Origin of the sequence: Streptomyces sp. NPDC044984, from assembly GCF_040646935.1 — a bacterium.
GTDB lineage: Bacteria > Actinomycetota > Actinomycetes > Streptomycetales > Streptomycetaceae > Streptomyces.
Window position 1 is genome coordinate 21,973 of record NZ_JBEZBE010000015.1, and the last position, 24,136, is coordinate 46,108.

The window sequence follows — 24,136 nt, forward strand, 5'->3', positions numbered from 1 at the left end:
TCTCGTGGTCGGGGCAGCACTCCGGACGTCCCACCCCACCTGATCAACGAGCGGTGACAGGCGGAAGGCACGAGCGAGGCGAAGGCGCGTGTGCGGAACGGACTCACAACAGGAGCCCCGGCCCTCTCCGGAGAGGGCCGGGGCTCCTGTTCGTGCGGAGGGCTACGCGTCAGTCGTCCTCGCGGCCGCCGGTGAGGCCGCCGAAGATGCCGCCGCCGTCGTTGTCACCGTTGTTGCCGCCCTGGGCCACGGTGACCAGGTTGATCGCCGTGCCCTTGTCGACCGGGGTGCCCTGACCGGGACTGGACGTGATGACCCGGGAGTTCTCGTCCTGCGAACCACCGATGTTGCCGACCGCGAGTCCGGCTTCCTCGATCATCTTCCGCGCCTCCTTGAGGGTTGCGCCGTTGATGTTCGGGACCGCGACCTGCTGGTTCTCCTTGGCCTTGCCGACGAAGATCTGCACCTGGGAGTTCTTGTCGACCTGCGTGTTCGCGGCCGGACTGGTGCGGATGACCTTGCCGACCAGGTTCGGGTCGTCGGTCTCCTCGTCGACGCAGGTGCCCACGAGGTCGTTGGCCGTCATCTGGGCCTTGGCCGCGTCACAGAGCTGGTTGATGACGTCCGGGACGATGGACTTGGCCTCTGCCTTGGCGACGGTGAGGGTGATGGTGGTGCCCTTCTCCACCTCCTCGCCGAGGCCCGGATCCTGCTTGAGGACGGTGCCGGGTTCCTCCGTGGACTCCTCCTGCTCGGTCTCCACGACGAACTCGTACTTGTCGCCTTCCAGCTCGGCCTTGGCCTCATCGAGGCTGTCGCCGACGACGCTCGGCACGGCCACCTTCGGCGCTCCGGTGGAGACCACCAGGTTGACGGTGGAGTCCTTCTCGACCTTCGTGCCTGCCGTCGGGTCCTGCGAGCAGATCTTTCCCTTGCTCTGGTTCTCGCAGGGCTTCTCCTCGAAGGTGAGCTTCAAGTCGCCGTTGACGGCCTGTTTTTCGGCGTCCGCTTTGGTCGCGCCGACGAAGTTCGGGGTCGCGACGGTGTCGTTGCCCACGCCGCCGTCGCCGCTGATGGCCCAGCGGCCGATCAGGATCGCGCCGATGAGGACCAGGACGCCCGCCACGACCAGCAATATCGTCGAGGTGTTGTTCTTCTTCGGCTGGCGCCGGCGGCTCTGGCGGTCGTCGTAGCCGTAGCCGCCGTCGTCCGGGTTCACGGGCGGCAGCATCGAGGTCGCGGCACCGGGGTCCGCGCCCTGGCGCAGGGCCGTCGTCGGCTGGTCGTCGGGGTAGCCGCCGTAGCCGACCGCGCCCAGTGCGGCGGTCGCCGCGACGGGCTGGCCGTCGAGGCAGGCCTCGATGTCGGCGCGCATCTCGTCGGCCGACTGGTACCGGTAGTCGGGGTCCTTGACCAGCGCCTTCAGCACGATCGCGTCCATCTCGGGCGTGATCTCGGGGTCGAAGACGCTCGGCGGCTGCGGTTCCTCCCGTACGTGCTGGTAGGCGACCGCGACCGGGGAGTCGCCCACGAAGGGCGGCCGGACGGTCAGCAGCTCGTACAGCAGGCAGCCGGTGGAGTACAGGTCGGAGCGCGCGTCGACCTGCTCGCCCTTGGCCTGCTCCGGCGAGAGGTACTGGGCGGTGCCGATGACGGCCGAGGTCTGGGTCATCGTCATGCCGGAGTCGCCCATCGCGCGGGCGATGCCGAAGTCCATGACCTTGACCTGGCCGTTGCGCGTCAGCATGACGTTGGCCGGCTTGATGTCGCGGTGGACGATGCCGGCCCGGTGGGAGTACTCCAGGGCCTGGAGGATGCCGATGGTCATCTCCAGCGTCCGCTCCGGCAGCAGCTTGCGGCCGCTGTGCAGGAGCTCACGGAGCGTGGAGCCGTCGACGTACTCCATGACGATGTACGGGATCGACACGTTGTCGATGTAGTCCTCGCCCGTGTCGTAGACCGCCACGATCGCGGGATGGTTGAGCGAGGCGGCCGACTGGGCCTCCCGGCGGAACCGGGCCTGGAAGGACGGGTCGCGTGCGAGATCCGCACGCAGCGTCTTCACCGCCACCTGGCGCCCGAGCCTGGTGTCATGCGCGTGGTAAACCTCCGCCATGCCACCACGGCCGAGCACCGGGCCCAGCTCGTACCGGCCGCCGAGGCGACGCGGCTCTTCCATAGCTACTACCAGCCCTCTCCGTCGGTCCCGGGCGGCACACGCGTGCCGCCGGAGGCTGCCGTCCGGGCCTACCGTACCCGGCTCTTTTTGTGTGACCTGGCCAAGTGCGTCAGCCGATACGGGACCGGTACCGCAACGTGCACCGATGTGAAGTAAACGTGACCGGGGTCACTGCTTGCCCTTGATGACCGCTTCCATCACGTCCTTGGCGATCGGTGCGGCCAGGCCGCCACCGCTGATGTCGGCACCGGTCGCGTTGCTGTCCTCGACGACGACGGCGACGGCCACCGGGGAACCCTCGTCGGTCTCGGCGTACGAGATGAACCAGGCGTAGGGCTTCTCGCTGTTGTTGATGCCGCGCTCGGCGGTACCGGTCTTGCCGCCGACGGTGACGCCGTCGATCCGGGCGTTGCCTCCGGTGCCCTCCTCGACGACGGTCTCCATCATCTCCTGGATCTTCTGCGCGTTCTCCGAGGAGACGGGCTGGGACAGCTCCTGCGGTTCGGTCGTCTCGATGGTGTCCAGGTTGGCGGCCTTGAGCTGGTCGACCATGTACGGCTTCATCAGCTTGCCGTCGTTGGCGATGGCCGCGGTGATCATGGCCATCTGGAGGGGGGTGGCGCGGTTGGAGGCCTGGCCGATGCCGGCCATGGCGTTCTGCGACCTGTTGTCCTCGGGGAAGACGCTCTCGGCGGCGCGGACGGGAGTGTCCAGCTCGGGGTTGTTGAAGCCGAACTTCTCCGCGTACTCGATCATCTTCTCGTTGCCGACCTCGTGGCTGAGCTTGCCGAAGACGCTGTTGCAGGAGACCCGGAGGGACTCTCGCAGGCTGGCGTTCTCGCAGCGGATGTTCCCGTGGTTGCGCAGGGGCGTGGTGGTGTCCGGCATGATCCACGGTTCCGGGGTGTCGGTCTTGGCGTCGATGTCGGTGACCAAGCCCTCCTCCAGCGCCGCCGCGGCGGTGACCACCTTGAAGGTGGAGCCCGGCGAGTAGGTCTCGCGCAGCGCCCGGTTCAGCATCGGGTCGTCGGGGTTGTTCTCCTTCTGGACCTTCTGCCAGGCCTTGGCGTCCTTGTCGGAGGTCCCGGCGAACTTCGACGGGTCGTAGGACGGCGTGGAGGCCAGCGCCAGGATCTTGCCGGTCGCCGGTTCGATCGCGGCGACGGCGCCCTTCTTGTCACCGAGACCCTCGTACGCGGCCTTCTGCGCGGCGGCGTCGAGGGTGGTGACGACGCTGCCGCCCTCCTTCGGCTTGCCCGTGATCATGTCGAGGGTGTTGCGGAAGAAGAGCCGGTCGTCGTTGCCGGTGAGGATGCCGTCCTCCAGCTTCTCCAGCTGGTTGGCTCCGAAGGCCTGCGAGGAGTAGCCGGTGACGGGTGCCCACATGGCGCCGTCGGTCCAGGTGCGCTTGAACTTGTAGTCGCCGCTCTTGGACTCGACGGAACCGGTGATCGCCTTGCCGTCGACGATGATGTTGCCGCGCGGGGTGGCGTAGCGCTCGATGTTGACGCGGCGGTTCTCGTCGTCGGAGGCCAGCTTGTCGGCCTGGACGTACTGCAGCCAGTTGCCCCGGATGAGCAGGGCGAGGATGAGCAGGCCGCAGAAGATCGCGACCCGGCGCAGGGGCTTGTTCACGGGCGGACCACCTGGGTCATCTCGGCGTCGGGGTTGGTGGCGGGGGCGGGCGCCGGACGGCGGGCGGTGTCGCTGATCCTGAGCAGGATGCCGATCAGCGCCCAGTTGGCGATGACGGAGGAGCCTCCGTACGCCAGGAAGGGCATCGTCATACCGGTCAGGGGGATGAGGCCCATGACGCCGCCGGCGACGACGAAGACCTGGAGCGCGAAGGCGCCGGACAGTCCGATGGCGAGCAGCTTGCCGAACGGGTCGCGGGCGGCGAGGGCGGTGCGCACGCCGCGTTCCACGATCAGCGCGTAGAGCAGGAGCAGCGCCATGACGCCGGCCAGGCCGATCTCCTCGCCGAAGGTGGCGAGGATGAAGTCGGAGTTGGCGGCGAAGCCGATGAGGTCGGAGTTGCCCTGGCCCCAGCCGGTGCCGAGGGTGCCGCCGGAGCCGAAGGCCCACAGGGCCTGCATGGCCTGCTCGGAGTGGACGATGCCGTCCTGGACCCCGGCGCGGCTGAGCTCGTACTCGCGCATCGGGTCGAGCCAGGCCTGCACACGCGTCTGGATGTGCGGCTCGAAGCTCGCCACGCCGACGGCGCCGGCCGCGGACATCAGCAGGCCGAACACGATCCAGCTGGTCCGCTCGGTGGCGACGTACAGCATGATCACGAACATGCCGAAGAACAGCAGCGAGGTGCCGAGGTCGGTCTCGAAGACCAGGATCAGGATGGAGATGATCCAGACGACGATGATCGGGCCGAGGTCGCGGCCGCGGGGCAGGTAGAGGCCCATGAAGCGGCGGCTGGCGAGGGCCAGGGCGTCGCGTTTGACCATGAGGTAGCCCGCGAAGAAGACCGCGAGGACGATCTTGGCGAACTCGCCGGGCTGGAGGGTGCCGAGACCGGGGATCTTGATCCAGATCTTGGCGCCGTAGACGTTGTGGCCGAGGCCCGGAACCAGCGGCAGGAGGAGCAGGACCAGCGCGCCGGCCATGGAGATGTAGGTGTAGCGCTGCAGGACGCGGTGGTCCTTGAGGAAGAACAGTACGGCCATGAACAGGCCGACGCCGAGCGCGGAGTACATCAGCTGGCGCGGCGCCGCCTCGACGAACGTGCTGCTCGCCTGCAGTCGCCTCGACTGGTCCAGGCGCCAGATGGCGACCAGGCCGATGCCGTTGAGCAGGGTGGCCAGCGGCAGCATCAGCGGGTCCGCGTACGGGGCGAACTTCCGTACGGCGAGGTGGCCGACGCCCGCCATCAGGCCGAGGCCGAGGCCGTAACTCAGCAGCCCGGTGGGCAGTTCGTCGTTGAGGGCCAGTCCCACGTTGGCGTAGGCGAAGACCGGGATGACGACGGCGAACACCAGGAGCGCGAGCTCGGTGTTGCGGCGGCTGGGTGCGCCGATCGCGCCGATCGTGGACGTGTGCTGCGTCGACGGGTTGGTAGTACTGCTCATCGTGTGACAGGGCCTCTCACGGCTTGCCTACTGCTTACCGCACAGCGAGACGACCTTCTGCTCCTCCTCCGAGAGGCTGGGGCCGGGGCTGGGAGTGGGTGCGGCGGTCGTGGACGGGGGCGTGGACTGCTCCGGGGCCTTCGCCGAGCCCGAGGGGTTCGGCGAAGGCGAGACCTTGGACGTGAAGGAGGCGGGTGTGGTTCCCGTGGTGCCTCCGGCCTCGCCCTCGCCGGTCTTCGCGTTCTTCTCGCTCTCGGCGGAGCGCCGCTCGGCCTGCTTCTTGCACGCGGAGGCCTGTACCGACAGTTCCTCGATCTTCGCGCGGGCGCCGTAGAGGTCGCCGTCGGCGATGGTCGCCTCGACCAGCTTCCGCTGGTAGGGCGGCAGGTACTTGAGTTCGATCTCCGGGTGGTCCTTCTCGATCTCGGAGAGGGAGACCCAGGCCAGGTCCTGGCTGATGCCCTGGTACAGGGCGACGTGTTCGCCGTTGGTGCCGACGTAGTACTGCGTCTGGGTCCAGCGCCAGCCGCCGTACATGCTGCCGCCGAGGACGGCGAGCGCGAGCAGGCTGTAGACGGACCGCTTGAGCCACCGGCGGTTCTTGGCGGGTTTGACGAAGTCGTCGTCGCCGTAGGCGAAGCCGTCGGTGGGGATGAAGCCGGTGATGTCGCCGCTGCCGGGCGGGCCGAACTCGCCCCCGCCGCCCTCCTGGCGCCGGCGGCCGAGACCGGAGGCGCGGCCGGCGGGGGTCTGCATGATGCCGTTGTCGGAGAGCTGGTTCTGGTTCTCGGCCACGGCGCCGACCACGACCGGGGTGTCGGACAGCTGCCCCGCGAGGGTGTCGCCGGTGTCGAGGTCCAGGACGTCGGCGACGATCACGGTGATGTTGTCGGGGCCGCCGCCGCGCAGGGCCAGTTCGATCAGGTTCTGGACGGTCTCCTCGGGGCCCTGGTAGCTGGCCAGGGCTTCCTCGAGGGTCTGGTGGGAGACCACACCGGACAGGCCGTCGGAGCAGATCAGGTACCGGTCGCCGGCCCGGACCTCGCGGATGGACAGGTCGGGTTCGACGTGCTCGCCGCTGCCGAGGGCCCGCATGAGCAGGGAGCGCTGCGGGTGGGTGGTGGCCTCCTCCTCGGTGATCCGGCCCTCGTCGACCAGACGCTGCACCCAGGTGTGGTCCTGGGTGATCTGGGTGAGGACGCCGTCGCGCAGGAGGTAGGCGCGGGAGTCGCCGACGTGCACCATGCCGAGGCGCTGACCGGTCCACAGCAGGGCGGTCAGGGTGGTGCCCATGCCCTCGAGCTGGGGGTCCTCCTCGACCATCATGCGCAGCTGGTCGTTGGCGCGCTGGACGGCGGTGCCGAGCGAGGTGAGCACGTCGGAGCCGGGGACGTCGTCGTCGAGGGCGACGATGGTGGAGATCGCCTCGGAGGAGGCGACCTCGCCGGCGGCGGCGCCGCCCATGCCGTCGGCGATGGCGAGCAGGCGGGGACCGGCGTAACCGGAGTCCTCGTTGCCCTCCCGGATCATGCCCTTGTGCGATCCGGCGGCGAAGCGCAGAGACAGGCTCATGCGCACCTCGCCAGTCGGCTCCGGGTACAGCCGGTCGTGTCGAGCCACACTGCCCACCCTCCGGTCGGGAGCGCGCCGGGACCCTGGGTGGGGACCCCCACTGCGTGCTCGCTCCGCTCGCGCTCATTCATTGGTGTAGCACTACTTCCGCAGCTCGATGACGGTCTTGCCGATGCGGATCGGTGCGCCCAGCGAAATCGGTGTGGGGGTCGTCAGCCGGGTCCGGTCCAGGTAGGTGCCGTTGGTGGAGCTCAGGTCCTCGACGATCCACTGGCCGTCGCGGTCCGGGTAGATCCTGGCATGGCGGCTGGAGGCGTAGTCGTCGTCCAGCACGATGGTGCTGTCGTGCGCCCGGCCCAGGGTGATGGTCTGGCCCTGGAGGGCGACGGTGGTGCCGGTGAGGGTGCCCTCGGTCACGACCAGCTTGGTGGGGGTGTTGCGGCCGCGGCGGCCGCCGCCGGACTGCTGGCGCTGCTGCGGAGGTGCCTGGCGGGCGGCCTGCTGCGGCCGGCCGGCGTCCCGCCGTGATCCGCGCTGGGTGACGCGAGTGCCGAACAGGTCACTCCGGATGACCTGCACGGCCACGATCACGAACAGCCACAGTACGGCCAGGAACCCGAGCCGCATGACCGTGAGGGTCAGCTCTGACATTGCCCCCGCTTCACCCTTCGGCTTGCCTATAGATAACGGTGGTGCTGCCCACGACGATCCGCGAGCCGTCGCGGAGCGTAGCGCGGGTGGTGTGCTGCCCGTCCACCACGATGCCGTTGGTGGATCCGAGATCCTGGATCGTCGAGGGCGTTCCGGTCCGGATCTCGCAGTGCCGGCGGGAGACGCCGGGGTCGTCGATCCGCACGTCGGCTTCGGTGCTGCGGCCCATCACGAGGGTGGCACGGGAGATCTGGTGGCGGGTGCCGTTGATCTCGATCCAGTAGCGGGTGCGTCCGCCGGCCGCGGGGGCGGCGGGTGGCCGCTGGCCGCCCGCGGGCGGCGGGTAGCCGTAACCACCGCCGGGCGGCGGCGCGGCCGGCATGGGCGGGGCGCCCGCGGGGCCGGCCGACGGGTAGCCGTAGCCGCCGGGGCGGCCGGCCGGCGGTGCGCCGCCGGGAGCGCCGGGGGTCTGGCCGGTGGAGGAGGCGAGCGTACGGCTGCGGACCCGGTACAGGCCGGTGTCGAGGTCGTCCGCCTTCTCCAGGTGCACCTTGATGGGACCCATGAAGGTGTAGCGCTGCTGTTTGGCGTAGTCGCGCACCATGCCGGCGAGCTCGTCGCCGAGCTGGCCGGAGTACGGGCTGAGCCGCTCGAAGTCCGGGGTGCTCAGTTCGACGATGAAGTCGTTGGGTACGACGGTGCGGTCGCGGTTCCAGATGGTGGCGTTGTTGTCGCACTCCCGCTGGAGCGCTCCCGCGATCTCCACGGGCTGCACCTCGGACTTGAACACCTTGGCGAAGGTGCCGTTGACCAGACCTTCGAGACGCTGCTCGAACTTCTTCAGGACTCCCATGGGGCACCTCCTCCGTCGCTGCCGTCCTGTGTACTGCCCGGTGCACTGTTTCGTGCACCGCCTACCTGGTACTGCTTACTGATCGTATCCACGCGCCGGTCGATCGGCTGGTTCCCCCTGTCGGCCCGGTCGACGGGTGTCGACGCCTGACGAAGTTCCCTCCGGGGCCCCTCTTCGAACTCCTTCGGTCGTGCTCGTGCGCGTCGTTCTGCCATGGATCGTAGAGGGGGCCGCAGACCAGTGTCCCGCACCCGGCTGTGGACTCCGTCCGGCTCCTGTACAGACGGGGACCACCGGTACGAGGTTGATACGTGAAGCGGTCACCGCCGCGACATCGGGGCCCGGGGGAGGCCGGCCGGGGCGATCCGGGCTCGTCGGGGCGGGTGGGGGCGGTGGGACGGCCGCGGGGAAAGGGATGTGAATCCATCCCGGCCAGCGTGCTAATGTTCTGGGTGTCGGAAGGCGCAGGGCCCCAAACGGGGCAGGGCGCGGAAGACACACCCAATGCGCGGGTGGCGGAATAGGCAGACGCGCTGGATTCAGGTTCCAGTGCCCGCAAGGGCGTGGGGGTTCAACTCCCCCCTCGCGCACACCGTCGAAACGGGCGGCATCCCTCGGATGCCGCCCGTTTCGCATGCTCGGAGCGAGTGCGGCGGCCGGGTGGCGTGTGAGGAACATCTCATGATCCTTTTCTTCGTGGAGTGGCGTGCCGTTCCCCCTCGGGAGCGCGTGGTGGGGGTCTCCGAGGGTCCTCGGAAGCGCGCGGGGAGGGCGCCGGCGGGACATTCGGAGCGGGCCTCGTGGGCTCATTCGCGGACACCCGCCGGTTCCGGAGCGGGCCTCGCGGGCTTATCTACGGACACCCGCCGGTTCGGGAGGGTCACTCGCGGATGCCCGCCGGTTCGGGCAGGGGCGCTCGCGGATGCCCGCCGCTTCGGGAGGGGTCACTCGCGGATGCCCGCCGACTCCGGCGCGGGCCGGCGCAGGGCGAGGGCGGCGGGTACGACCGCGGAGGCCATGGCGAGTACGGCGCAGGCGGCTGTGACGGCGGCGAGCGTGGACCAGGGGAGGGCGATCGTGGCGGGGGCCGAGAGCAGGAACAGGGCTCCCCAGGTGCCGGCCAGGTTGAGCGCGGTCACGGCCAGGCCCAGGACCGCGCCGACCGCGACCACCGTCAGCGACTCCGCGCCCACCATGCGCAGTACCTGCCACCGCGTGGCCCCGGCCAGCCGCAGTACCGCGAGGTCGCGCACCCGGTCGGAGGTCGCCATGACCATGGTGTTGGCCAGGGAGATGCCCGTGTAGAGCAGGGCGATGCCGAGGACCAGCAGGAGGCCGTAGCGGGTGGTGCGTTCGCTCCCGGGGGCCGAGGCGGCCGCCCACCGGTCCCCGGCGCGGACCTGACCGCCGAGGGGCCGCACCGCCCGCTCCAGACCGGCGGCCACCGCGCGCGCGTCGGCACCGTCCGCGAGGGCGACGTCCACCCGGTCCACGCGCGCGCCCGGCGCGTTGGCCGGGGTGACGTAGACGCCGTTGTCGCCGGTGCCGGTGGTCATCACCGCGGCGATCCGCAGCATCCGCTCCGTGCCGTCCCCGAGCCACACCCGCACGCGCTGCCCGACCGTGTGCCGCTCCCACTCCTCGTTGACGACGATCGATCCGTCGTCGAGGTTGGTGACCCTCCCCGCGGCGAGCGGCAGCCGCGCGGTGGCCGCCAGCGCCCCGGGGTCGACGGCCCGGGCCTCGGACCTGATCAGCGCCACGCCCTCCTCCAGGACGTACACCGCGCTCGGCGCACTCGCCGACACCCGCGCGCCGGGCACCGCGCGCAACCGCTCCAGGGTCCGTGCGTCGAAGGCCCCGTCTCCGGCGGCCGTGACGACGAACGCCGCGGCGGTCCGCTCCCGCGTCTCGGCGGCCCTGGCGCGGTCCAGGGTGGCGGTGGTGCCGAGCAGCGAGCCCGCCAGGGCGACCGTGACCAGCACGGGCGCCGCGACCGCGGCGGTACGGCGGGCCCCGGCGGCCGCGTTCTCCCGCATCAGCATGCCGACCGCCCCCGGCAGCCGGGCCGGAAGCCAGGCCAGCAGCCGGGCCAGCGGACGTACCACCGGCGGGGCGAGCAGCGCGGCGGCGGTGATCAGCAGCATGGGCCGGGTGATGTAGGTCTTGCGGTGCAGCAGGTCGCCCGGATCGCCGAGCAGCGCCACGGCGAGCGTCACCCCGGCGGTCAGCAGCAGGGCCGTGCCGCACAGCCGCCGCCCCCGCGTCATGGCCCCGTTGTCGACGGACGCCTCGCGCAGTGCCTGGACAGGACCCGTGCGCCCCGCCCGCCAGGAGGCCACGACGGCACCGCTCAGGGCGACGAGGAGCCCCGTCCAGAACGCCACGGGGTACGGCCAGCCCGCGTCGCCGATGGTGAACCAGCCCGGCGCCAGCTCCACGTCGACCACCCACGCGGCCAGCAAGGGTGCCGCGTACCCGCCGAGCCCGCAGCCGGCGGCCGAGGCGAGCACCCCGACCAGCAGGGCCTCGGCGGCCACCGTGCGCCGTATCTGACCGGGCGTCGCCCCCGCGGCGCGCAGCAGCCCGAACTCCCGGCGCCGCCGGTCGACCGTGAAGGCGAAGGTGGACGCCACCACGAACACCGAGACGAAGGCGGAGACCCCGCCCGCCGTGCCGAACAGGGCGTTCATCGCGGTCAGCGCCTTGCTGTCGCGTTCGGGATCCGCGTCGGCGTACCGGCGGTCGTCCCCGGTGAGGACCCGGACGCCCGGGGCTCCGCGCACCGCCTCCCGTACGGCGGCCGGGTCGGCGTCGACGACCAGCTGGACGACGGCCGTGGACAGTTCGGCGGCGCGCGCGTCGGTGTGGAAGACGGCGTGCTCGAAGCCGCGGCCGGCCACCGTGCCCACGACCCGCACGGTGCCGTGGTCCGTGCGCACCCGCGTGCCGGGGCGTGCCCAGTCGCCGCTGACGACGACCTCGTCGTCCGCGCGGGGCGCACGGCCCGCCTCGAGGGTGTACGGGGCGTACGGGGCGGTGGACCAGGGATGGCCGGTCAGCTCACCGGGACCGCCCTCGGCGCGGACGGGGTAGGAGCGGTCCTCGACGACCGTGCCGAGCCGGCGCAGCTTCGCGACGGTCGCCGTCGGCACCGCGCGCGGGTGCGCCAGTTCCTCGGTCTTCTCGCCGTTCGGCGTCGGTACGCGCAGGGTGTCCGCGCCCCTGACCACGGCCGGGGCGGCGGCGAACCGCTCCGGTTCCCGCGCGGGAGCGTCGAGGGAGGAGGCGAGGGCGAGTCCCATGACGGTGAGGAGGGCCACGCCCAGCGCGAGGGCGGTGAAGCTGCCGGCGAAGGTGATCCACCGGGCGCGCAGGGTGCGCAGGGCGAGGCTCAGCACGGCACGGCCTCCAGCCCGGTCATCCGCGCGGCGACGGCGTCGGCGCCCGCCCCGGCCAGCTCGCCGTGGACGCGGCCGTCGACCAGGAAGACCACGCGGTCGGCACGAGAGGCGGCCACCGGGTCGTGGGTCACCATGACGACCGTCTGTCCCTCGCGGTCGGCCATGCCGCGCAGCAGCGTGAGCACCTCGTGTCCGGTGCGGGAGTCCAGCGCGCCGGTCGGTTCGTCGGCGAACAGCACATCGGGGCGGGTGATCAGGGCACGGGCCAGGGCGACGCGCTGTTGCTGCCCGCCGGACAGCTCGGCGGGCCGGTGCCGGGCGCGGTCGCCGAGGCCGACCTGGTGGAGGGCCTCACGGATCCGGGCCCGCGGCACGCGCCGGCCGGCCAGCCGCAGCGGGAGGGCGACGTTCTGCTCGGCGGTCAGCGCCGGCAGCAGGTTGAACGCCTGGAAGACGAAGCCGACGCGCTCGCGGCGCAGCAGGGTCAGCCGTCTCTCACCGAGCCCGGTCAGCTCGGTGCCGCCGACGGCGACCGAGCCCGAGGTGGGCCGGTCGAGGCCCGCGGCGCACTGCAGCAGTGTCGACTTGCCGGAGCCGGACGGGCCCATCACGGCGGTGAAACTCCCGCGCGGGAAGGTGAGGGAGACCTCGTCCAGCGCGCTCACCGCGCCGTCGCCCGACCCGTACCGCCGGCTCACCCGGTGCAAGACGACCGCGTCGCCGTTCCTCTGGCTCATGTGCCCCACTCCCCTGTCCGGGCCCGGTCGCCGCCGGGCTGGTCGTCCGAGGGAAACGAAACCGTCCGGGAGCCGGTCGGCGCAGTACGGCAGGGGCGAGGAAAAAGGTAGGGCCAGGCATACCCCGAAGCCTCCGCCTGGGCCGATGGCCCCGCACGGCGCCGGCTTCTACGGTGATCCGCATGCAGCCTCGGAATTCCTGGCAGGCCATGTCCCGTCCCGGTTACGCGTTGTCCGCGTGGCCGTGGCGCTCGGCCGGATATCTGCTCACCGGTGCGGTGACCGGCGCGGTGGTGCTCGTGGGCATCGTCGTGTCGGTGGTGGCCGGCGGGGTGCTCGCGCCGGTCCTGGTGGGGCTTCCGCTGCTGCTGGGCACCGCCCTCGCGGGCATACCGGTGGCCCGGCTGGAGCGGTGGCGGCTGCGGCTGGTCGACCGCGATCCGGCACCCGACCCGCACCTGCCGCCCGCCGCTCCCGGCCTGCGGGTCTGGCTGACCACCCGGCTGCGGGAGCGGGCCACCTGGCGGGAGCTCGGTCACGCGCTGCTGTTCGCGGGTCTGCTGTGGCCGGTCGACGCCCTCGTGCTCACGGTCGGCCTGCTCCTCCCGGCGGCCGTGACCGCCACCCCGCTGCTGATGGCCACGGTCGGGGACGGCAGGGAGGCGAAAGTCCTCAAGCTGTGGACGGTCACCACCTGGCCGGCGGCGACCGGTGCCGCCCTGCTCGGGATCGTCCTGCTCGCCCTGGGCGCCTACCTGCTGGGCGTCGCGTCGGGCGCCCGCGCGGGGTTGACCCGGCTGCTGCTCGCCCCGCGCGAGACCGGTCTGGACGCCAGGGTGACCGAACTGACCCGGTCCCGGGTGCGGCTGGTGGAGGCCTTCGAGGCGGAACGGCGGCGCATCGAGCGCGATCTGCACGACGGGGCCCAGCAGCGTCTGGTCGCCCTGACGATGACGCTGGGCCTGGCCCGCCTGGAGGCGCCGCCCGGCCCGCTCGCCGACCGGCTCGCCAAGGCCCACGACGAGGCGGGCCGGGCGCTTCAGGAGCTGCGGGAGCTCATCCACGGCATCCACCCCCAGGTCCTCGCCGACTACGGGCTCGAGGCCGCGGTCGCCGACGCCGCCGACCGGTCCGCCGTACCCGTGGACGTGGACCTGGATCTCACCGGCCGGCTGCCCACGCCGGTCGAGGCCGCCGCGTACTTCGTGGTGTGCGAGGCGCTCGCCAATGTCGCCCGGCACAGCGGGGCGAGCCGCGCGCGGGTGGACGGCGGGCACCATGACGGGCGGCTGCTGCTGGAGGTCCGCGACGACGGGCGGGGCGGTGCGCGGGCGGGCGAGGGCAGCGGGCTGACCGGACTCGCCGACCGGGTGTCGGTGCTCGATGGCAGACTCACCCTGTCCAGTCCGGTGGGTGGACCGACCCTGCTGCGTGTGGAGATCCCTTGCGCCCCCTGCTCCCCCTGACAGACGGCCGAGCACTGCGCGTCGTGCTGGCCGAGGACAGCGTGCTGCTGCGGGAGGGCCTGATCGGCCTGCTCCAGCAGTGCGGGCACGAGGTCGTCGCGGCGGTCGGCGACGCCGAGGCGTTGGTCGCCGCGGTCGGTGGACACGAACCCGACATCGTGGTGACGGACGTCCGGATGCCCCCGGGCTTCCAGGACGAGGGCCTGCGCGCGGCCGTGCGGCTGCGCGCCGGGCGGCCCACGCTGCCCGTTCTCGTGCTCAGCCAGTACGTGCAGCGCCGGTACGCCTCCGACCTGCTGGACTCCGGTGACGGCACCGGCATCGGCTATCTGCTCAAGGACCGGGTCGGTCAGATCGAGGAGTTCGTGACCGCGCTGAGCCAGGTCGCGGACGGCGGCACAGTGGTCGACCCCGAGGTCGTACGGCAGTTGCTGCGCCACCGCCGTGACCCGCTGGAGCGGCTGTCCCCGCGGGAGCGGGAGGTGTTGGCGCTGATAGCGCAGGGCAAGTCCAACGGCGCGATCGCCCGTGAGCTGGTGGTGTCGGAGGCCGCCGTCGGCAAGCACATCGGCAGCATCTTCACGAAGCTGGACCTGCCGTTGACGGACGAGACGCACCGGCGTGTCCTCGCAGTGCTGGCTTACCTCCGGGCGTGATTCCGCAGACCGACCGGACGGTTTTCCTGTCGGCCGGTCGCCACGTACGACCGGTACCAGGGCACTGACCTCGCGAACGTGCGGGCGAACCCCTCACCCGGTGAGCAGTCCAGGTCCTTCCAGAAGGCGTCGTCCGCGAACCAGTGGTCCACGGTGAGCATGTCCAGGTGGTGCAGCGCACGCGGGGATCCGGCGGCCCGGGCGCGGGCGGTGGCCTCGTCCACCGAGGCGCCGTCGCCGGGCCGTTCCACCCGCTCGCACACGGCCGCGAGCAGCTCCGAGGCGGGGACGGGGTCCGGGTGGGCGACGTAGTGGGTGCCGGGGCCGTGGCCGGGGGACAGTGCCGCGGCGACGACCGCCCGGCCCAGGGTGTCGACGTCGATCACCGACTGGAGCGCCTCGCAGCCGGACACGGTAGCGGACAACTCCCGCAGCAGCCCCACCAGTCCGGGGATCACCCAGCGGTCGCCCTCGCCGTGCACCAGGTGCGGGCGCAGCACCAGGCCGCCCGCGTCGAGGACATGCCGTTCGGCCGCCGCGCGGGCGCGGCTGGTGGCGGAGACGGGCGCGATCGGGACCTCGCCGGGCCGTACACCCCGGAAGGGGCCCCGGCCGTGGACGGCGGCGGTGCTCACGTACACGATCCGGCGCACTCCGCTCCGTACGGCCTCCTCCACCAGGGCCCTCGTACCGAGGTCGTTGACCGCGGCGACGGACTCCGGATCACCGCCCACGCGGGAGGCGCAGTGGACGAGGACGTCGACACCGGCGCAACCGCCGTGCAGGGTGCGCGGATCGGCGAGATCACCGGGCACCGTCCCGGAGTCCGGCCGCTCGGACGGCGTACGGCGGGACAGCGAGCGGACGCGGACCTCGGGGCGTTCGAGGGCCGCTGCCGCGACCCGGCTGCCGATGAAGCCCGTCGCGCCGGTGATCAGGAGGTTGACGGTCACGGCAGGGACCGTACCGGGGCCCTGGGCGCGCAGGTGAGGGTGGCGGCGAAGACGGACCGGCCGGCCTGTGTGCCCGACACCCGCACCGTCACCCCGTCCTCGCCCTTGTCGAGCACCTCGGTGTCGAGCCGGCAGGGGCTGTCCAGTTCGGCGTAGCGGCTGAAGGAGACGGACAGGTCGGACGGCAGGAAGGGCAGCCGGCCCGACGACGCGGTCGCGGCCTGGCGGGCCGCCTCGAAGAGGACCATGCCGGGGATGTGGTCGTTGGGGCGAGGGAAGAGGACCGGGTGCCCGGTGTGCGCGCGCAGCAGCCAGGAGCCGGGCCGGTCCGCGGGGGAGAGGACGACGTCCTCCGCGCGGTGGCGGCCCACCAGTTCGGGTGACACCGGTTCCGGCAGCGGTATTCGGGCCGCCTGGGCAGTCAGTCGGCTTTCCCGCAGGCGGCGGTAGGCGGCCGGGGAGGTGCAGCCGGTGCTGCCGGTGCCCCGGGCGACGAGGCGTCCCGCGCGGCGGAACTCCATCGTCGTGCGCATGCTGTTCAGGCCCCGGCCCCGGCGGCGGACCTCGGAGCAGACGACGTCGACGGTGACCGGCTCGTCCGCGTCCGCGAGCAGCAGTCGGTCAGGGTCGGCGGAGATGTCCAGGTCCCGCATGACGAAGTGGGTGTCGGCCGGGGCGCCGAACTCCGCGTGGGCGAGGGCCATCGAGGTCTGACGCAACGTTTCACCGACGATCATCGGATCCTGGCGGCGGTCGTCTACGGGGCCGAAGAAGGCGTGGTCGGCGGGCCAGCGGGCGGTGGCACGGAAGCGGACGTCCGAGAGCCGGAGCCATTCGACCGGGAAGACGTCCTCCGCGCGGGGGCGGTGGGCGAGTTCCGTCGTGACACGGGTGCGGGCACCGGGTCTGTCGACGGTGTTTGCGGGCGCGCCCCGCTGTCCGGTCTGATCCTCCATGGTGCGCTCCAGGAATCCGGCTGCGGCGTGAGGAACCCCCGGGATCGGCGATCGGCCCCCGGGTCGGTTCGCACTAAGATACGGACGAGTTGGTTTTTTTCCAAGGGTGATCCACATCGCCGGAGACGAACCCACGCGCCCGCGCAAGCACGACAGACCGCACGGCGGCTTCCCGGCGGCTTTACGCCGACTGCACGGTGCGACCCGAGAGATCCATGAGATCCACCCAGATCAGGAGGCACCGATGGCGCGACAGGAGCGCGCGATCCGCACCCGGCGGACCATTCTGGAGGCGGCGGCGGCCGTCTTCGACGAACGCGGCTACACCTCGGCGACCATCGGGGAGATCCTGGAGCGGGCCGGAGTCACCAAGGGCGCGCTGTACTTCCACTTCGGCTCCAAGGAGGAGCTGGCGCTCGGCGTGTTCGAGGAGCAGCTCGCGATCTCCCTGCCGCCCCAGTCCAGCAAGCTGCAGGAACTCGTCGACTCCGGCCTGGTGCTGGCGCTGCGGCTGCGGACCGAGCCGCTGGTGCGGGCCAGCGTCGGACTGGCCCTGGACCAGGGGGCGCTGGGACTGGACCGCACCCCGGCGTTCGGCATGTGGATCGACCAGACCACCCGGACCCTGGCCGAGGCGAAGGCGGGAGGCGAACTGCTGCCGCACGTCGACCCGACGGAGACGGCGGAACTGCTGGTCGCGAGCTTCTCCGGAGTGCAGCTCCTGTCGCAGCTGCGCTGCCAGCGGCAGGACCTGGAGCACCGGGTCACCGTGCTGTTCCACCACATGCTGCCGGGCGTGGCCGTTCCGGCCGTACTGGCCCGGCTGGACATCTCCCAGGGCCGTGCCGGGCGGCTGCTCGCCGAGGGGCGGCCGCTGCCGGTGGGGTCAGAGGTGGCGGAAGCCGGATAGGGCCCGGACTTCTCCACACCGGGAGAGTTGTCCACAGGGTCTGACGCGTTTCGGCCGCCGGCTGTACGGTCGGCACGATCGATGTCGACGCGTGTGTACGGCACGTGGGTGTACGGGGGAGGCGGTCGCCGTGACCGAAGCTGTTGCCGGGACGTCCGGGACTCGTGAGCCCGCCGGTGCGACCGGGACCGGGGGTACGGCCCCGGTGCGGCGGCTGCCGCGGGTGCCGGGATTCGCCGAGTGGCCCGCCGAGGGCAGCCCCAGGGACGAGGGCAAGGCCCTGCGCGGGCAGGTTCCCCGCGGGGCACACGCCGCTCTCGACCTCGACGCCTCCCGCCCCGACGCCCTGAGCGCCGTCGAGGAGTCCAGCCGGGGCCGGCTGCCCGAGCTCGCACCGATCCGGGTGGGCAGGATGGCGGCGACGCCGTTCGCCTTCCTGCGCGGGTCTGCGGGCCTCATGGCGTACGACCTGGCCCGCACGCCGATGACCCGGATCGGCGCCCAGATCTGCGGCGACGCCCACGCGGCGAACTTCGGTCTCTACGGCGACGCGCGCGGCGGACTGGTCATCGACCTGAACGACTTCGACGAGACGGTGCACGGCCCCTGGGAATGGGACCTCAAGCGGCTCGCCACCTCCCTGGTGCTCGCCGGGCGCGAGGCCGGCGCCGACGAGGACACCTGCCGCGCCGCGGCCCACGACACCGTGGGCGCCTACCGCCGCACGATGCGGCTGCTGTCCAGGCTGCCGGCGCTGGACGCCTGGAACGCCATCGCGGACGAGGAACTGGTCTCCCACACCGACGCCCACGACCTGCTGGGCACCCTGGAGCGGGTCTCCGAGAAGGCCCGCGCGAACACCAGCGGCCGGTTCGCGGCCAGGTCCACCGAGACGACCGGGGACGGCGGGCGCCGCTTCGTCGACGCGCCGCCGGTCCTGCGCCGCGTACCGGACGGTGAGGCCGCCGCGGTGGCCGCCTCGCTGGAGCAGTACCTCGGCACGCTCCCACCCGACCGCCACCCGCTGCTGGCCCGGCACGCGGTGCACGACGTGGCGTTCCGCGTCGTCGGCACCGGCAGCGTGGGCACCCGCTCGTACGTCGTGCTGCTCCTCGACCACCGGGGCGAGCCCTTGGTCCTCCAGGTGAAGGAGGCCCGCCCCTCGGCCCTCGTGCCGCATCTGCCGGCGGCCGGGTTCGACGTTCCCGAGGCCGGCCACGAGGGCATGCGGGTGGTCCACGGCCAGAAGCGGATGCAGGTGGTGAGCGACAACCTGCTGGGCTGGACGACGGTCGACGGCCGTCCCTTCCAGGTGCGCCAGTTCCGCAACCGCAAGGGCAGCGTCGATCCGGCCGCGCTGGCCGCCGACCAGGTCGACGACTACGCCCGGATGACCGGCGCCCTGCTGGCCCGCGCCCACTCCCACAGCGCCGATCCCCGCCTGATCGCCGACTACTGCGGCAAGAACGACGAACTGGACGAGGCGGTGGCGGCCTTCGCCGTCGCCTACGCCGACCGCACCGAGGCGGACCACACGGACCTGGTGACCGCGGTGCGGTCGGGACGGATCGCGGCCGAGACGGGGGTGTGAGCGGGCGGCCGGGCAGGCGCGCGTGCCCGGCCGGGGAGCGTGCCGCCGGAGCGTGGTGTGCCGGGCGGGTGGCCTACGCTGTCCGGGTGACGACCTCGGAAGGTGAGCAGAGTGGCGGCGCCGGCGCGGAGCGGACCCCCGGCGGCGGTGGTGCGGCGCGGCCCGAGGAGCGGCTGGAGCAGGCCGTACGCGCGGCCGAGCAGGCGCTGATCGAGTTCGAGATCGCCGTGGAGACCTTCCGCGTCGAGGTCGAGAACTTCTCCCGGCTGCACGAACAGAAACTCGGCCCGGTGTACGCCCGGCTCGAGGAGCTGGACGCCCAGATCCTGGAGGCCAGGGCCGCCCGCAGCGACGACCCCGAGGACCGGCGCCGGGCCGACGAGGCGCGCGCCCGGCTGATGCCCATCCCCGGCGTCGAGGAGCTGCTCAACGGCTGGATGGACGGTGACGGCCTCTTTCCCGAGGCCACCGCCATGCTCACCGACCAGCCGGTGCGGCCCCCGCAGCGGGTGCGGCCCAGCGAGGAGGCCCGCAAGCTCTACCGCGACCTCGCCCGCAAGGCCCACCCTGACCTGGCGCAGGAGGACAAGGAACGCGCGCGCCGCGAGGAGTTCATCACCCGCGTCAACGCCGCCTACGCCCGCGGCAACGAGGACGAGCTGCGCGAACTCGCCGAGGAGTGGGCCAAGGGGCCGGAGCTGAAGCGCGTCCCGAGCGCGGGCGAGGAGCTCTACGCCCGCCTCGAATGGCTCGCCCGGCGCAAGGAACTGCTCACGCTGGTCGCCAGGGAACTGGAGGACGGCGCCATCGGCTCGATGCTCCGCCTCGCCCCGGACGATCCCGACCGGCTCCTCGAGGAGATCGCCGAGCAGCTGCGGACCCAGGTGACCGAGCGCGAGGCGGAGCTGGCGGAGCTGCTGGCCTGAGCCGGGACCTGCCCGGTCGGGTAGCGTCGGGGGCATGAGTTTTGGAGCTGGTGTGCCCACGGTCCGGGTCGCGGACCTCGAGGACGGCGACTTCCTGCTGGACGTCCGCGAGGACGACGAGTGGAAGGCCGGTCATGCCGCGGGGGCGCTGCACATCCCCCTCAGTGAGTTCGTGGCCCGCTACGGCGAGCTGACCGAGGCCGCGCCGCAGGACGGCCGGGTCCATGTGATCTGCCGTTCCGGCGGACGGTCGGCGCAGGTCACCATGTATCTGGCCCAGCAGGGCGTCGACGCCGTGAACGTGGACGGCGGCATGCAGGTGTGGGAGGCCGCCGGACGTCCCGTAGTCACCGACGACGGGACGCCGGGACACGTGCTGTAGCGGACGCCCGGCGCCCGCTGCTACCGGTCGAAGTCCAGCTCCACCCGCTCCGTCACCGGGTGCGACTGGCAGGCCAGGACATAGCCCGCTTCTGTCTCCTCCGACTCCAGCGCGAAGTTGCGGTTCATCCGCACCTCGCCCGAGACGAGGAAGGCGCGGCAGGTCCCGCACACCCCGCCCTTGCAGGCGTAGGGCGCGTCGGGCCGGTTGCGCAGCACCGTGTCCAGCAGGGACTCGCCGTCCTGGACGGGCCAGGTCCCGCCGCGTCCGTCGAGCCGGGCGGTGACCGTGCCGTGCGCGAGGGCGGGCGCCGTGGCGACGGGCGCCGTACCAGCGTCCACGTGGAAGACCTCCTGGTGGATGCGGGAGCGCGCCACACCCAGCCCGCGCAGCGCCCGCTCGGCCCCTTCGACCAGGCCGTACGGCCCGCACAGGAACCAGCCGTCCACCTGCTCCACGGGCAGCAGGACCGGCAGCAGTCCGGTCAGCCGCTCCTGGTCCAGCCGCCCGGACGGCAGCCCCGCCTGCTGCTCCTCCCGGGAGAGCACCGTCACCAGCTGGAACCGCTCGGGGTAGCGGTCCTTCAGGTCGGCGACCTCCTCCAGGAACATCGTCGAGGCGGTCGTCCGGTCGCTGCGGATCAGGCAGAACCGGGCCCGCGGCTCGCGCGCGAGGAGGGTCGAGACGATGGACAGCACCGGCGTGATGCCGCTGCCGCCGACGATCGCCGCGTACCGGCCGGGCGCGGGTGGGAGCGTGAAGCGGCCGGCCGGGGTCATCACCTCCAGCTCGTCGCCGGGGCTGATCTCCTTGAGCGCGTACGTGGAGAAGGCGCCGCCCTCGACCAGCCGCACGCCGACCCGGAGCGTGTCCGGTGCCTCGCCGTCGGGTGCGGGGGAGCAGATGGAGTAGGTGCGCCGGATGTCCTCGCCGTCCGCGACGCGCCGCAGGGCCAGGTGCTGGCCGGGGGCGTACCGGTACTCCTCGGCCAGGTGCGGGGGGACGGTGAGGGTGAGGGCGACGGAGTCGTCGGTGAGCCGGTCGACCGCGGCCACCTCGAGCCGGTGGAAGCGGGCCATCACAACTCCTTGAAGTGGTCGAACGGTTCACGGCAGGCCAGGCAGCGGCGCAGCGCCTTGCACGCGGTGGACGAGAAGCGGCTGAGCAGTTCGGTCTCGGCCGAGCCGCAGTGCGGGCAGCGGACGGGCACCGATTCGTCCTCCGGCCGGGACGCGCGGGTGCGCGTCGGGCCCAGCTCCACCCCGACCGGCCCGGAGGCCGCCCGCACGCGGGGCGGTGCGATGCCGAACTCCCGCAGCTTGCGGCGTCCTTCGTCCGTGATGTCGTCGGTCGACCAGGCGGGTGCGAGCACCCGGCGCACGGTGACCTCGCGCACCCCGTGGTCACGCAGCACCCGCTCGATGTCGAGGCTCATCGCCTCGACGGCCGGGCAGCCGGTGTACGTCGGGGTCAGCTCGACCTCGACGGTGTCCGTGCTGCGTGCGTGCACCGCGCGCACGACACCCAGCTCGCGCAGGGTCAGCACGGGCAGTTCGGGGTCGGGCACCGAACCGGCGAGCTCCAGGAGTTCGGCCTCCAGCGGGGTGAGGGCGGTCACCATGTCGCCCCCGGGTGGCTGCGGTGCAGGTGCTGCATCTCGGCGAGCATCCGGCCGAAGGGCTCGGTGTGCAGGCCCTGACGGCCGGCGCCGGCCGCCCACGCTCCCGTGCGCGGTCCCTCGGGCACCGTGAGCGTGGCCCGGCGCAGCACTTCGCCGATCCGCTCCAGCCAGGCCGTCTCCAGGCCGGCCCAGTCGACGTCCAGGCCCTCGACGGGCTGGAACATCTCACCGGTGTGGCGCCACAGCGCGTCCACGGCCCGCTGCATCCGCGCGTGGCTCTCCTCCGTGCCGTCGCCGAGCCGCAGCGTCCACAGCTCGGCGTGGTCGCGGTGGTAGGCGGTCTCCTTGACCGCCTTGCCGGCCAGCGGCGCGAACGGGCCGTCGCCGGCGGCCAGTGCGCCGTAGAGGAGGTATTGGTGGGCGGAGAAGTACAGCTGGCGGGCGATGGTGTGGGCGAAGTCGCCGTTCGGCTGCTCCACCAGCTGGAGGTTGCGGAAGGCGCGCTCCTCGCGCAGATAGGCCAGCTCGTCCTCGTCGCCCGCCATCGACAGCAGTACCCGGGCCTGGCCCAGCAGGTCCAGCGCGATGTTGGCGAGGGCGACCTCCTCCTCCAGCACGGGGGCGTGGCCGGCCCACTCGCCCAGGCGGTGGGAGAGCACCAGCGCGTCGTCGCCGAGGGCGAGCGCGGCGGCCGTGCGGTCGGCGGTGTCCTCGGCGGGGGTCGTCGTCACAGGTGCCGCACCCCCTCGGGGATCTCGTAGAACGTCGGGTGCCGGTAGGGCTTGTCGGCGGCCGGTTCGAAGAACGGGTCCTTCTCGTCGGGCGAGGAGGCGGTGACCGCGGACGACGGGACGACCCAGATCGAGACGCCCTCGCCGCGCCGGGTGTACAGATCGCGGGCGTTGCGCAGGGCCAGCTCCGCGTCCGGCGCGTGCAGGCTGCCGGCGTGGGTGTGGGACAGTCCGCGGCGCGAGCGCACGAAGACCTCCCACAGGGGCCAGTCGGTGTGGGTCATGCTCGTGCAGCTCCTGTCTCGCCGTTCGTGTGCTTGGCCGCGTGGGCCGCCGCGGCCTCCCTGACCCAGGCGCCGTCCTCGTGGGCCTGCCTGCGCCGGGTCAGCCGCTGTTCGTTGCAGGGTCCGTTGCCCTTGAGGACGTCCCAGAACTCCGACCAGTCGATCGCGCCGAAGTCGTGGTGCCCGCGCTCCTCGTTCCACTTCAGGTCCGGGTCGGGGAGGGTCAGGCCGAGGGACTCGGCCTGGGGGACGCAGATGTCGACGAAGCGCTGGCGCAGCTCGTCGTTGGAGTGGCGCTTGATCTTCCAGGCCATCGACTGCGCGGAGTGCTGGGACTCGTCGTCGGGCGGGCCGAACATCATCAGCGACGGCCACCACCAGCGGTCCACCGCGTCCTGCGCCATCGCGTGCTGCTCCGGGGTGCCCTTGCTGAGGGCCAGCAGCAGCTCGTAGCCCTGGCGCTGGTGGAAGGACTCCTCCTTGCAGATGCGGACCATCGCGCGCGCGTACGGGCCGTAGGAGCAGCGGCACAGGGGCACCTGGTTGGTGATCGCCGCGCCGTCCACCAGCCAGCCGATGGCGCCGACGTCCGCCCAGGTCAGCGTCGGGTAGTTGAAGATCGAGGAGTACTTCTGGCGGCCGGAGTGGAGCTTGTCGAGCAGCTCCTCGCGGCTGGTGCCGAGGGTCTCGGCGGCGCTGTACAGGTACAGGCCGTGTCCCGCTTCGTCCTGCACCTTGGCCATCAGGATCGCCTTGCGGCGCAGCGAGGGCGCGCGGGTGATCCAGTTGGCCTCCGGCTGCATGCCGATGATCTCGGAGTGCGCGTGCTGGGCGATCTGCCGGACGAGCGTGGCCCGGTAGGCGTCCGGCATCCAGTCGCGCGGCTCGATCCGCTCGTCGGCGGCGACGGCCGCGTCGAAGGCCCGCTCGTGACCGGCGGTGTCGCCGGCGTCGGCCGGTGCGTCGTACGCCTGGCTGCCGGCCGTATCGCGGGCGGCTGCTGTCGCCATGGGGTCCCCCTCGACTGGATGCTTCCCGGAGCACGCTCCCGACCGATCGTTCGGTTCGTGCGATTCCATGGTGAGACGGGCGCCGCGAGGTGTCAACCGCTGTGGATAACCTGCGGGGACCGCCCGTGGACGACGCTGCTCGGTCCGCGGTGTGGCGACGGCCACGGAACGGGA

The 24,136-nt window shown here is 72.2% G+C and carries 21 protein-coding genes and 1 tRNA gene; 7 read left to right on the plus strand and 15 right to left on the minus strand.

The features are described 5' to 3' along the window. Positions 1 to 169: 169 nt before the first annotated feature. The 6 genes from pknB to AB0A94_RS17990 form a co-directional block, all read right to left on the minus strand. Complete coding sequence (pknB, locus tag AB0A94_RS17965; RefSeq protein ID WP_361745332.1) at positions 170 to 2,179, minus strand: Stk1 family PASTA domain-containing Ser/Thr kinase; 2,010 nt, start codon at positions 2,177 to 2,179, stop codon at positions 170 to 172. Positions 2,180 to 2,347: 168 nt separating this feature from the next. Then, positions 2,348 to 3,814 carry a penicillin-binding transpeptidase domain-containing protein gene (locus tag AB0A94_RS17970; protein WP_361745334.1) on the minus strand — a complete coding sequence of 489 codons (1,467 nt, stop codon included), beginning with the start codon at positions 3,812 to 3,814 and terminating at the stop codon, positions 2,348 to 2,350. Continuing rightward, entirely contained in the window at positions 3,811 to 5,259 is a 1,449-nt protein-coding gene (locus AB0A94_RS17975) for an FtsW/RodA/SpoVE family cell cycle protein (RefSeq protein WP_361745335.1), read from the minus strand. The genes AB0A94_RS17970 and AB0A94_RS17975 overlap by 4 nt, the downstream gene beginning before the upstream one ends. A gap of 27 nt (positions 5,260 to 5,286) precedes the next feature. Beyond that, positions 5,287 to 6,831, minus strand: coding sequence for a Stp1/IreP family PP2C-type Ser/Thr phosphatase (locus tag AB0A94_RS17980; protein ID WP_361745337.1), 1,545 nt, complete (start codon positions 6,829 to 6,831; stop codon positions 5,287 to 5,289). 141 nt (positions 6,832 to 6,972) lie between these two features. Continuing rightward, a complete protein-coding gene (locus AB0A94_RS17985) occupies positions 6,973 to 7,482 on the minus strand; it encodes an FHA domain-containing protein (protein WP_217127360.1) in 510 nt (169 codons plus the stop codon). Between the two features lie 10 nt (positions 7,483 to 7,492). Beyond that, a complete protein-coding gene (locus AB0A94_RS17990; protein ID WP_361745339.1) occupies positions 7,493 to 8,335 on the minus strand; it encodes a DUF3662 and FHA domain-containing protein in 843 nt (280 codons plus the stop codon). Between the two features lie 506 nt (positions 8,336 to 8,841). Between AB0A94_RS17990 and AB0A94_RS17995 the strand changes: the two genes are divergently transcribed. After that, positions 8,842 to 8,925, plus strand: a tRNA-Leu gene (locus tag AB0A94_RS17995). A 354-nt stretch (positions 8,926 to 9,279) separates the two neighbouring features. Here AB0A94_RS17995 and AB0A94_RS18000 read toward each other — a convergent pair. Beyond that, on the minus strand, positions 9,280 to 11,736 hold the full coding sequence (locus AB0A94_RS18000) for an FtsX-like permease family protein (protein ID WP_361745341.1): 2,457 nt from the start codon (positions 11,734 to 11,736) through the stop codon (positions 9,280 to 9,282). After that, positions 11,730 to 12,476: an ABC transporter ATP-binding protein gene (locus tag AB0A94_RS18005; RefSeq protein ID WP_361745343.1), complete on the minus strand. Its 747-nt coding sequence runs from the start codon at positions 12,474 to 12,476 to the stop codon at positions 11,730 to 11,732. The genes AB0A94_RS18000 and AB0A94_RS18005 overlap by 7 nt, the downstream gene beginning before the upstream one ends. Before the next feature lie 182 nt (positions 12,477 to 12,658). Here AB0A94_RS18005 and AB0A94_RS18010 point away from each other — a divergent pair, with 182 nt between their 5' ends. After that, positions 12,659 to 13,942: a sensor domain-containing protein gene (locus AB0A94_RS18010; RefSeq protein WP_361745345.1), complete on the plus strand. Its 1,284-nt coding sequence runs from the start codon at positions 12,659 to 12,661 to the stop codon at positions 13,940 to 13,942. A 23-nt stretch (positions 13,943 to 13,965) separates the two neighbouring features. After that, positions 13,966 to 14,598 carry a response regulator transcription factor gene (locus AB0A94_RS18015; RefSeq protein ID WP_361745562.1) on the plus strand — a complete coding sequence of 211 codons (633 nt, stop codon included), beginning with the start codon at positions 13,966 to 13,968 and terminating at the stop codon, positions 14,596 to 14,598. Here AB0A94_RS18015 and AB0A94_RS18020 read toward each other — a convergent pair. Then, entirely contained in the window at positions 14,583 to 15,551 is a 969-nt protein-coding gene (locus tag AB0A94_RS18020) for an NAD-dependent epimerase/dehydratase family protein (RefSeq protein WP_361745347.1), read from the minus strand. The two genes, AB0A94_RS18015 and AB0A94_RS18020, sit on opposite strands and share 16 nt — an antisense overlap. Beyond that, positions 15,548 to 16,507, minus strand: coding sequence for a ScbA/BarX family gamma-butyrolactone biosynthesis protein (locus AB0A94_RS18025; protein WP_361745349.1), 960 nt, complete (start codon positions 16,505 to 16,507; stop codon positions 15,548 to 15,550). The genes AB0A94_RS18020 and AB0A94_RS18025 overlap by 4 nt, the downstream gene beginning before the upstream one ends. Before the next feature lie 244 nt (positions 16,508 to 16,751). On the opposite strand from AB0A94_RS18025, the gene AB0A94_RS18030 reads away from it, so the two are divergent. From AB0A94_RS18030 to AB0A94_RS18045, 4 genes are all read left to right on the plus strand, one after another. Next, the gene (locus AB0A94_RS18030) at positions 16,752 to 17,417 is read left to right on the plus strand and encodes a ScbR family autoregulator-binding transcription factor (RefSeq protein ID WP_361745351.1); all 666 of its coding nucleotides are present in this window, start codon (positions 16,752 to 16,754) and stop codon (positions 17,415 to 17,417) included. A 130-nt stretch (positions 17,418 to 17,547) separates the two neighbouring features. Continuing rightward, entirely contained in the window at positions 17,548 to 19,008 is a 1,461-nt protein-coding gene (locus AB0A94_RS18035; RefSeq protein WP_361745352.1) for a DUF2252 domain-containing protein, read from the plus strand. Between the two features lie 86 nt (positions 19,009 to 19,094). Continuing rightward, positions 19,095 to 19,934, plus strand: coding sequence for a J domain-containing protein (locus AB0A94_RS18040; RefSeq protein ID WP_361745354.1), 840 nt, complete (start codon positions 19,095 to 19,097; stop codon positions 19,932 to 19,934). Between the two features lie 52 nt (positions 19,935 to 19,986). Beyond that, the gene (locus tag AB0A94_RS18045; protein WP_217127376.1) at positions 19,987 to 20,316 is read left to right on the plus strand and encodes a rhodanese-like domain-containing protein; all 330 of its coding nucleotides are present in this window, start codon (positions 19,987 to 19,989) and stop codon (positions 20,314 to 20,316) included. 20 nt (positions 20,317 to 20,336) lie between these two features. On the opposite strand, the gene paaE is transcribed toward AB0A94_RS18045, so the two are convergent. The 5 genes from paaE to paaA are packed head-to-tail and all read right to left on the minus strand — an operon-like array spanning position 20,337 to position 23,962. Further along, complete coding sequence (gene paaE / locus AB0A94_RS18050; RefSeq protein WP_361745356.1) at positions 20,337 to 21,395, minus strand: 1,2-phenylacetyl-CoA epoxidase subunit PaaE; 1,059 nt, start codon at positions 21,393 to 21,395, stop codon at positions 20,337 to 20,339. Then, positions 21,395 to 21,937, minus strand: coding sequence for a 1,2-phenylacetyl-CoA epoxidase subunit PaaD (paaD, locus tag AB0A94_RS18055; RefSeq protein ID WP_361745357.1), 543 nt, complete (start codon positions 21,935 to 21,937; stop codon positions 21,395 to 21,397). Before paaD ends, paaE begins: the two co-directional genes overlap by 1 nt. Further along, positions 21,931 to 22,668 (minus strand): 1,2-phenylacetyl-CoA epoxidase subunit PaaC, encoded by a 738-nt coding sequence (gene paaC / locus AB0A94_RS18060; RefSeq protein WP_361745359.1) that lies wholly within the window; start codon positions 22,666 to 22,668, stop codon positions 21,931 to 21,933. The genes paaD and paaC overlap by 7 nt, the downstream gene beginning before the upstream one ends. Next, a complete protein-coding gene (paaB, locus tag AB0A94_RS18065; RefSeq protein ID WP_030820009.1) occupies positions 22,665 to 22,952 on the minus strand; it encodes a 1,2-phenylacetyl-CoA epoxidase subunit PaaB in 288 nt (95 codons plus the stop codon). The genes paaC and paaB overlap by 4 nt, the downstream gene beginning before the upstream one ends. Next, positions 22,949 to 23,962, minus strand: a complete 1,014-nt coding sequence (gene paaA, locus AB0A94_RS18070) for a 1,2-phenylacetyl-CoA epoxidase subunit PaaA (RefSeq protein WP_361745361.1) — start codon at positions 23,960 to 23,962, stop codon at positions 22,949 to 22,951. The genes paaB and paaA overlap by 4 nt, the downstream gene beginning before the upstream one ends. Positions 23,963 to 24,136 lie beyond the last annotated feature (174 nt).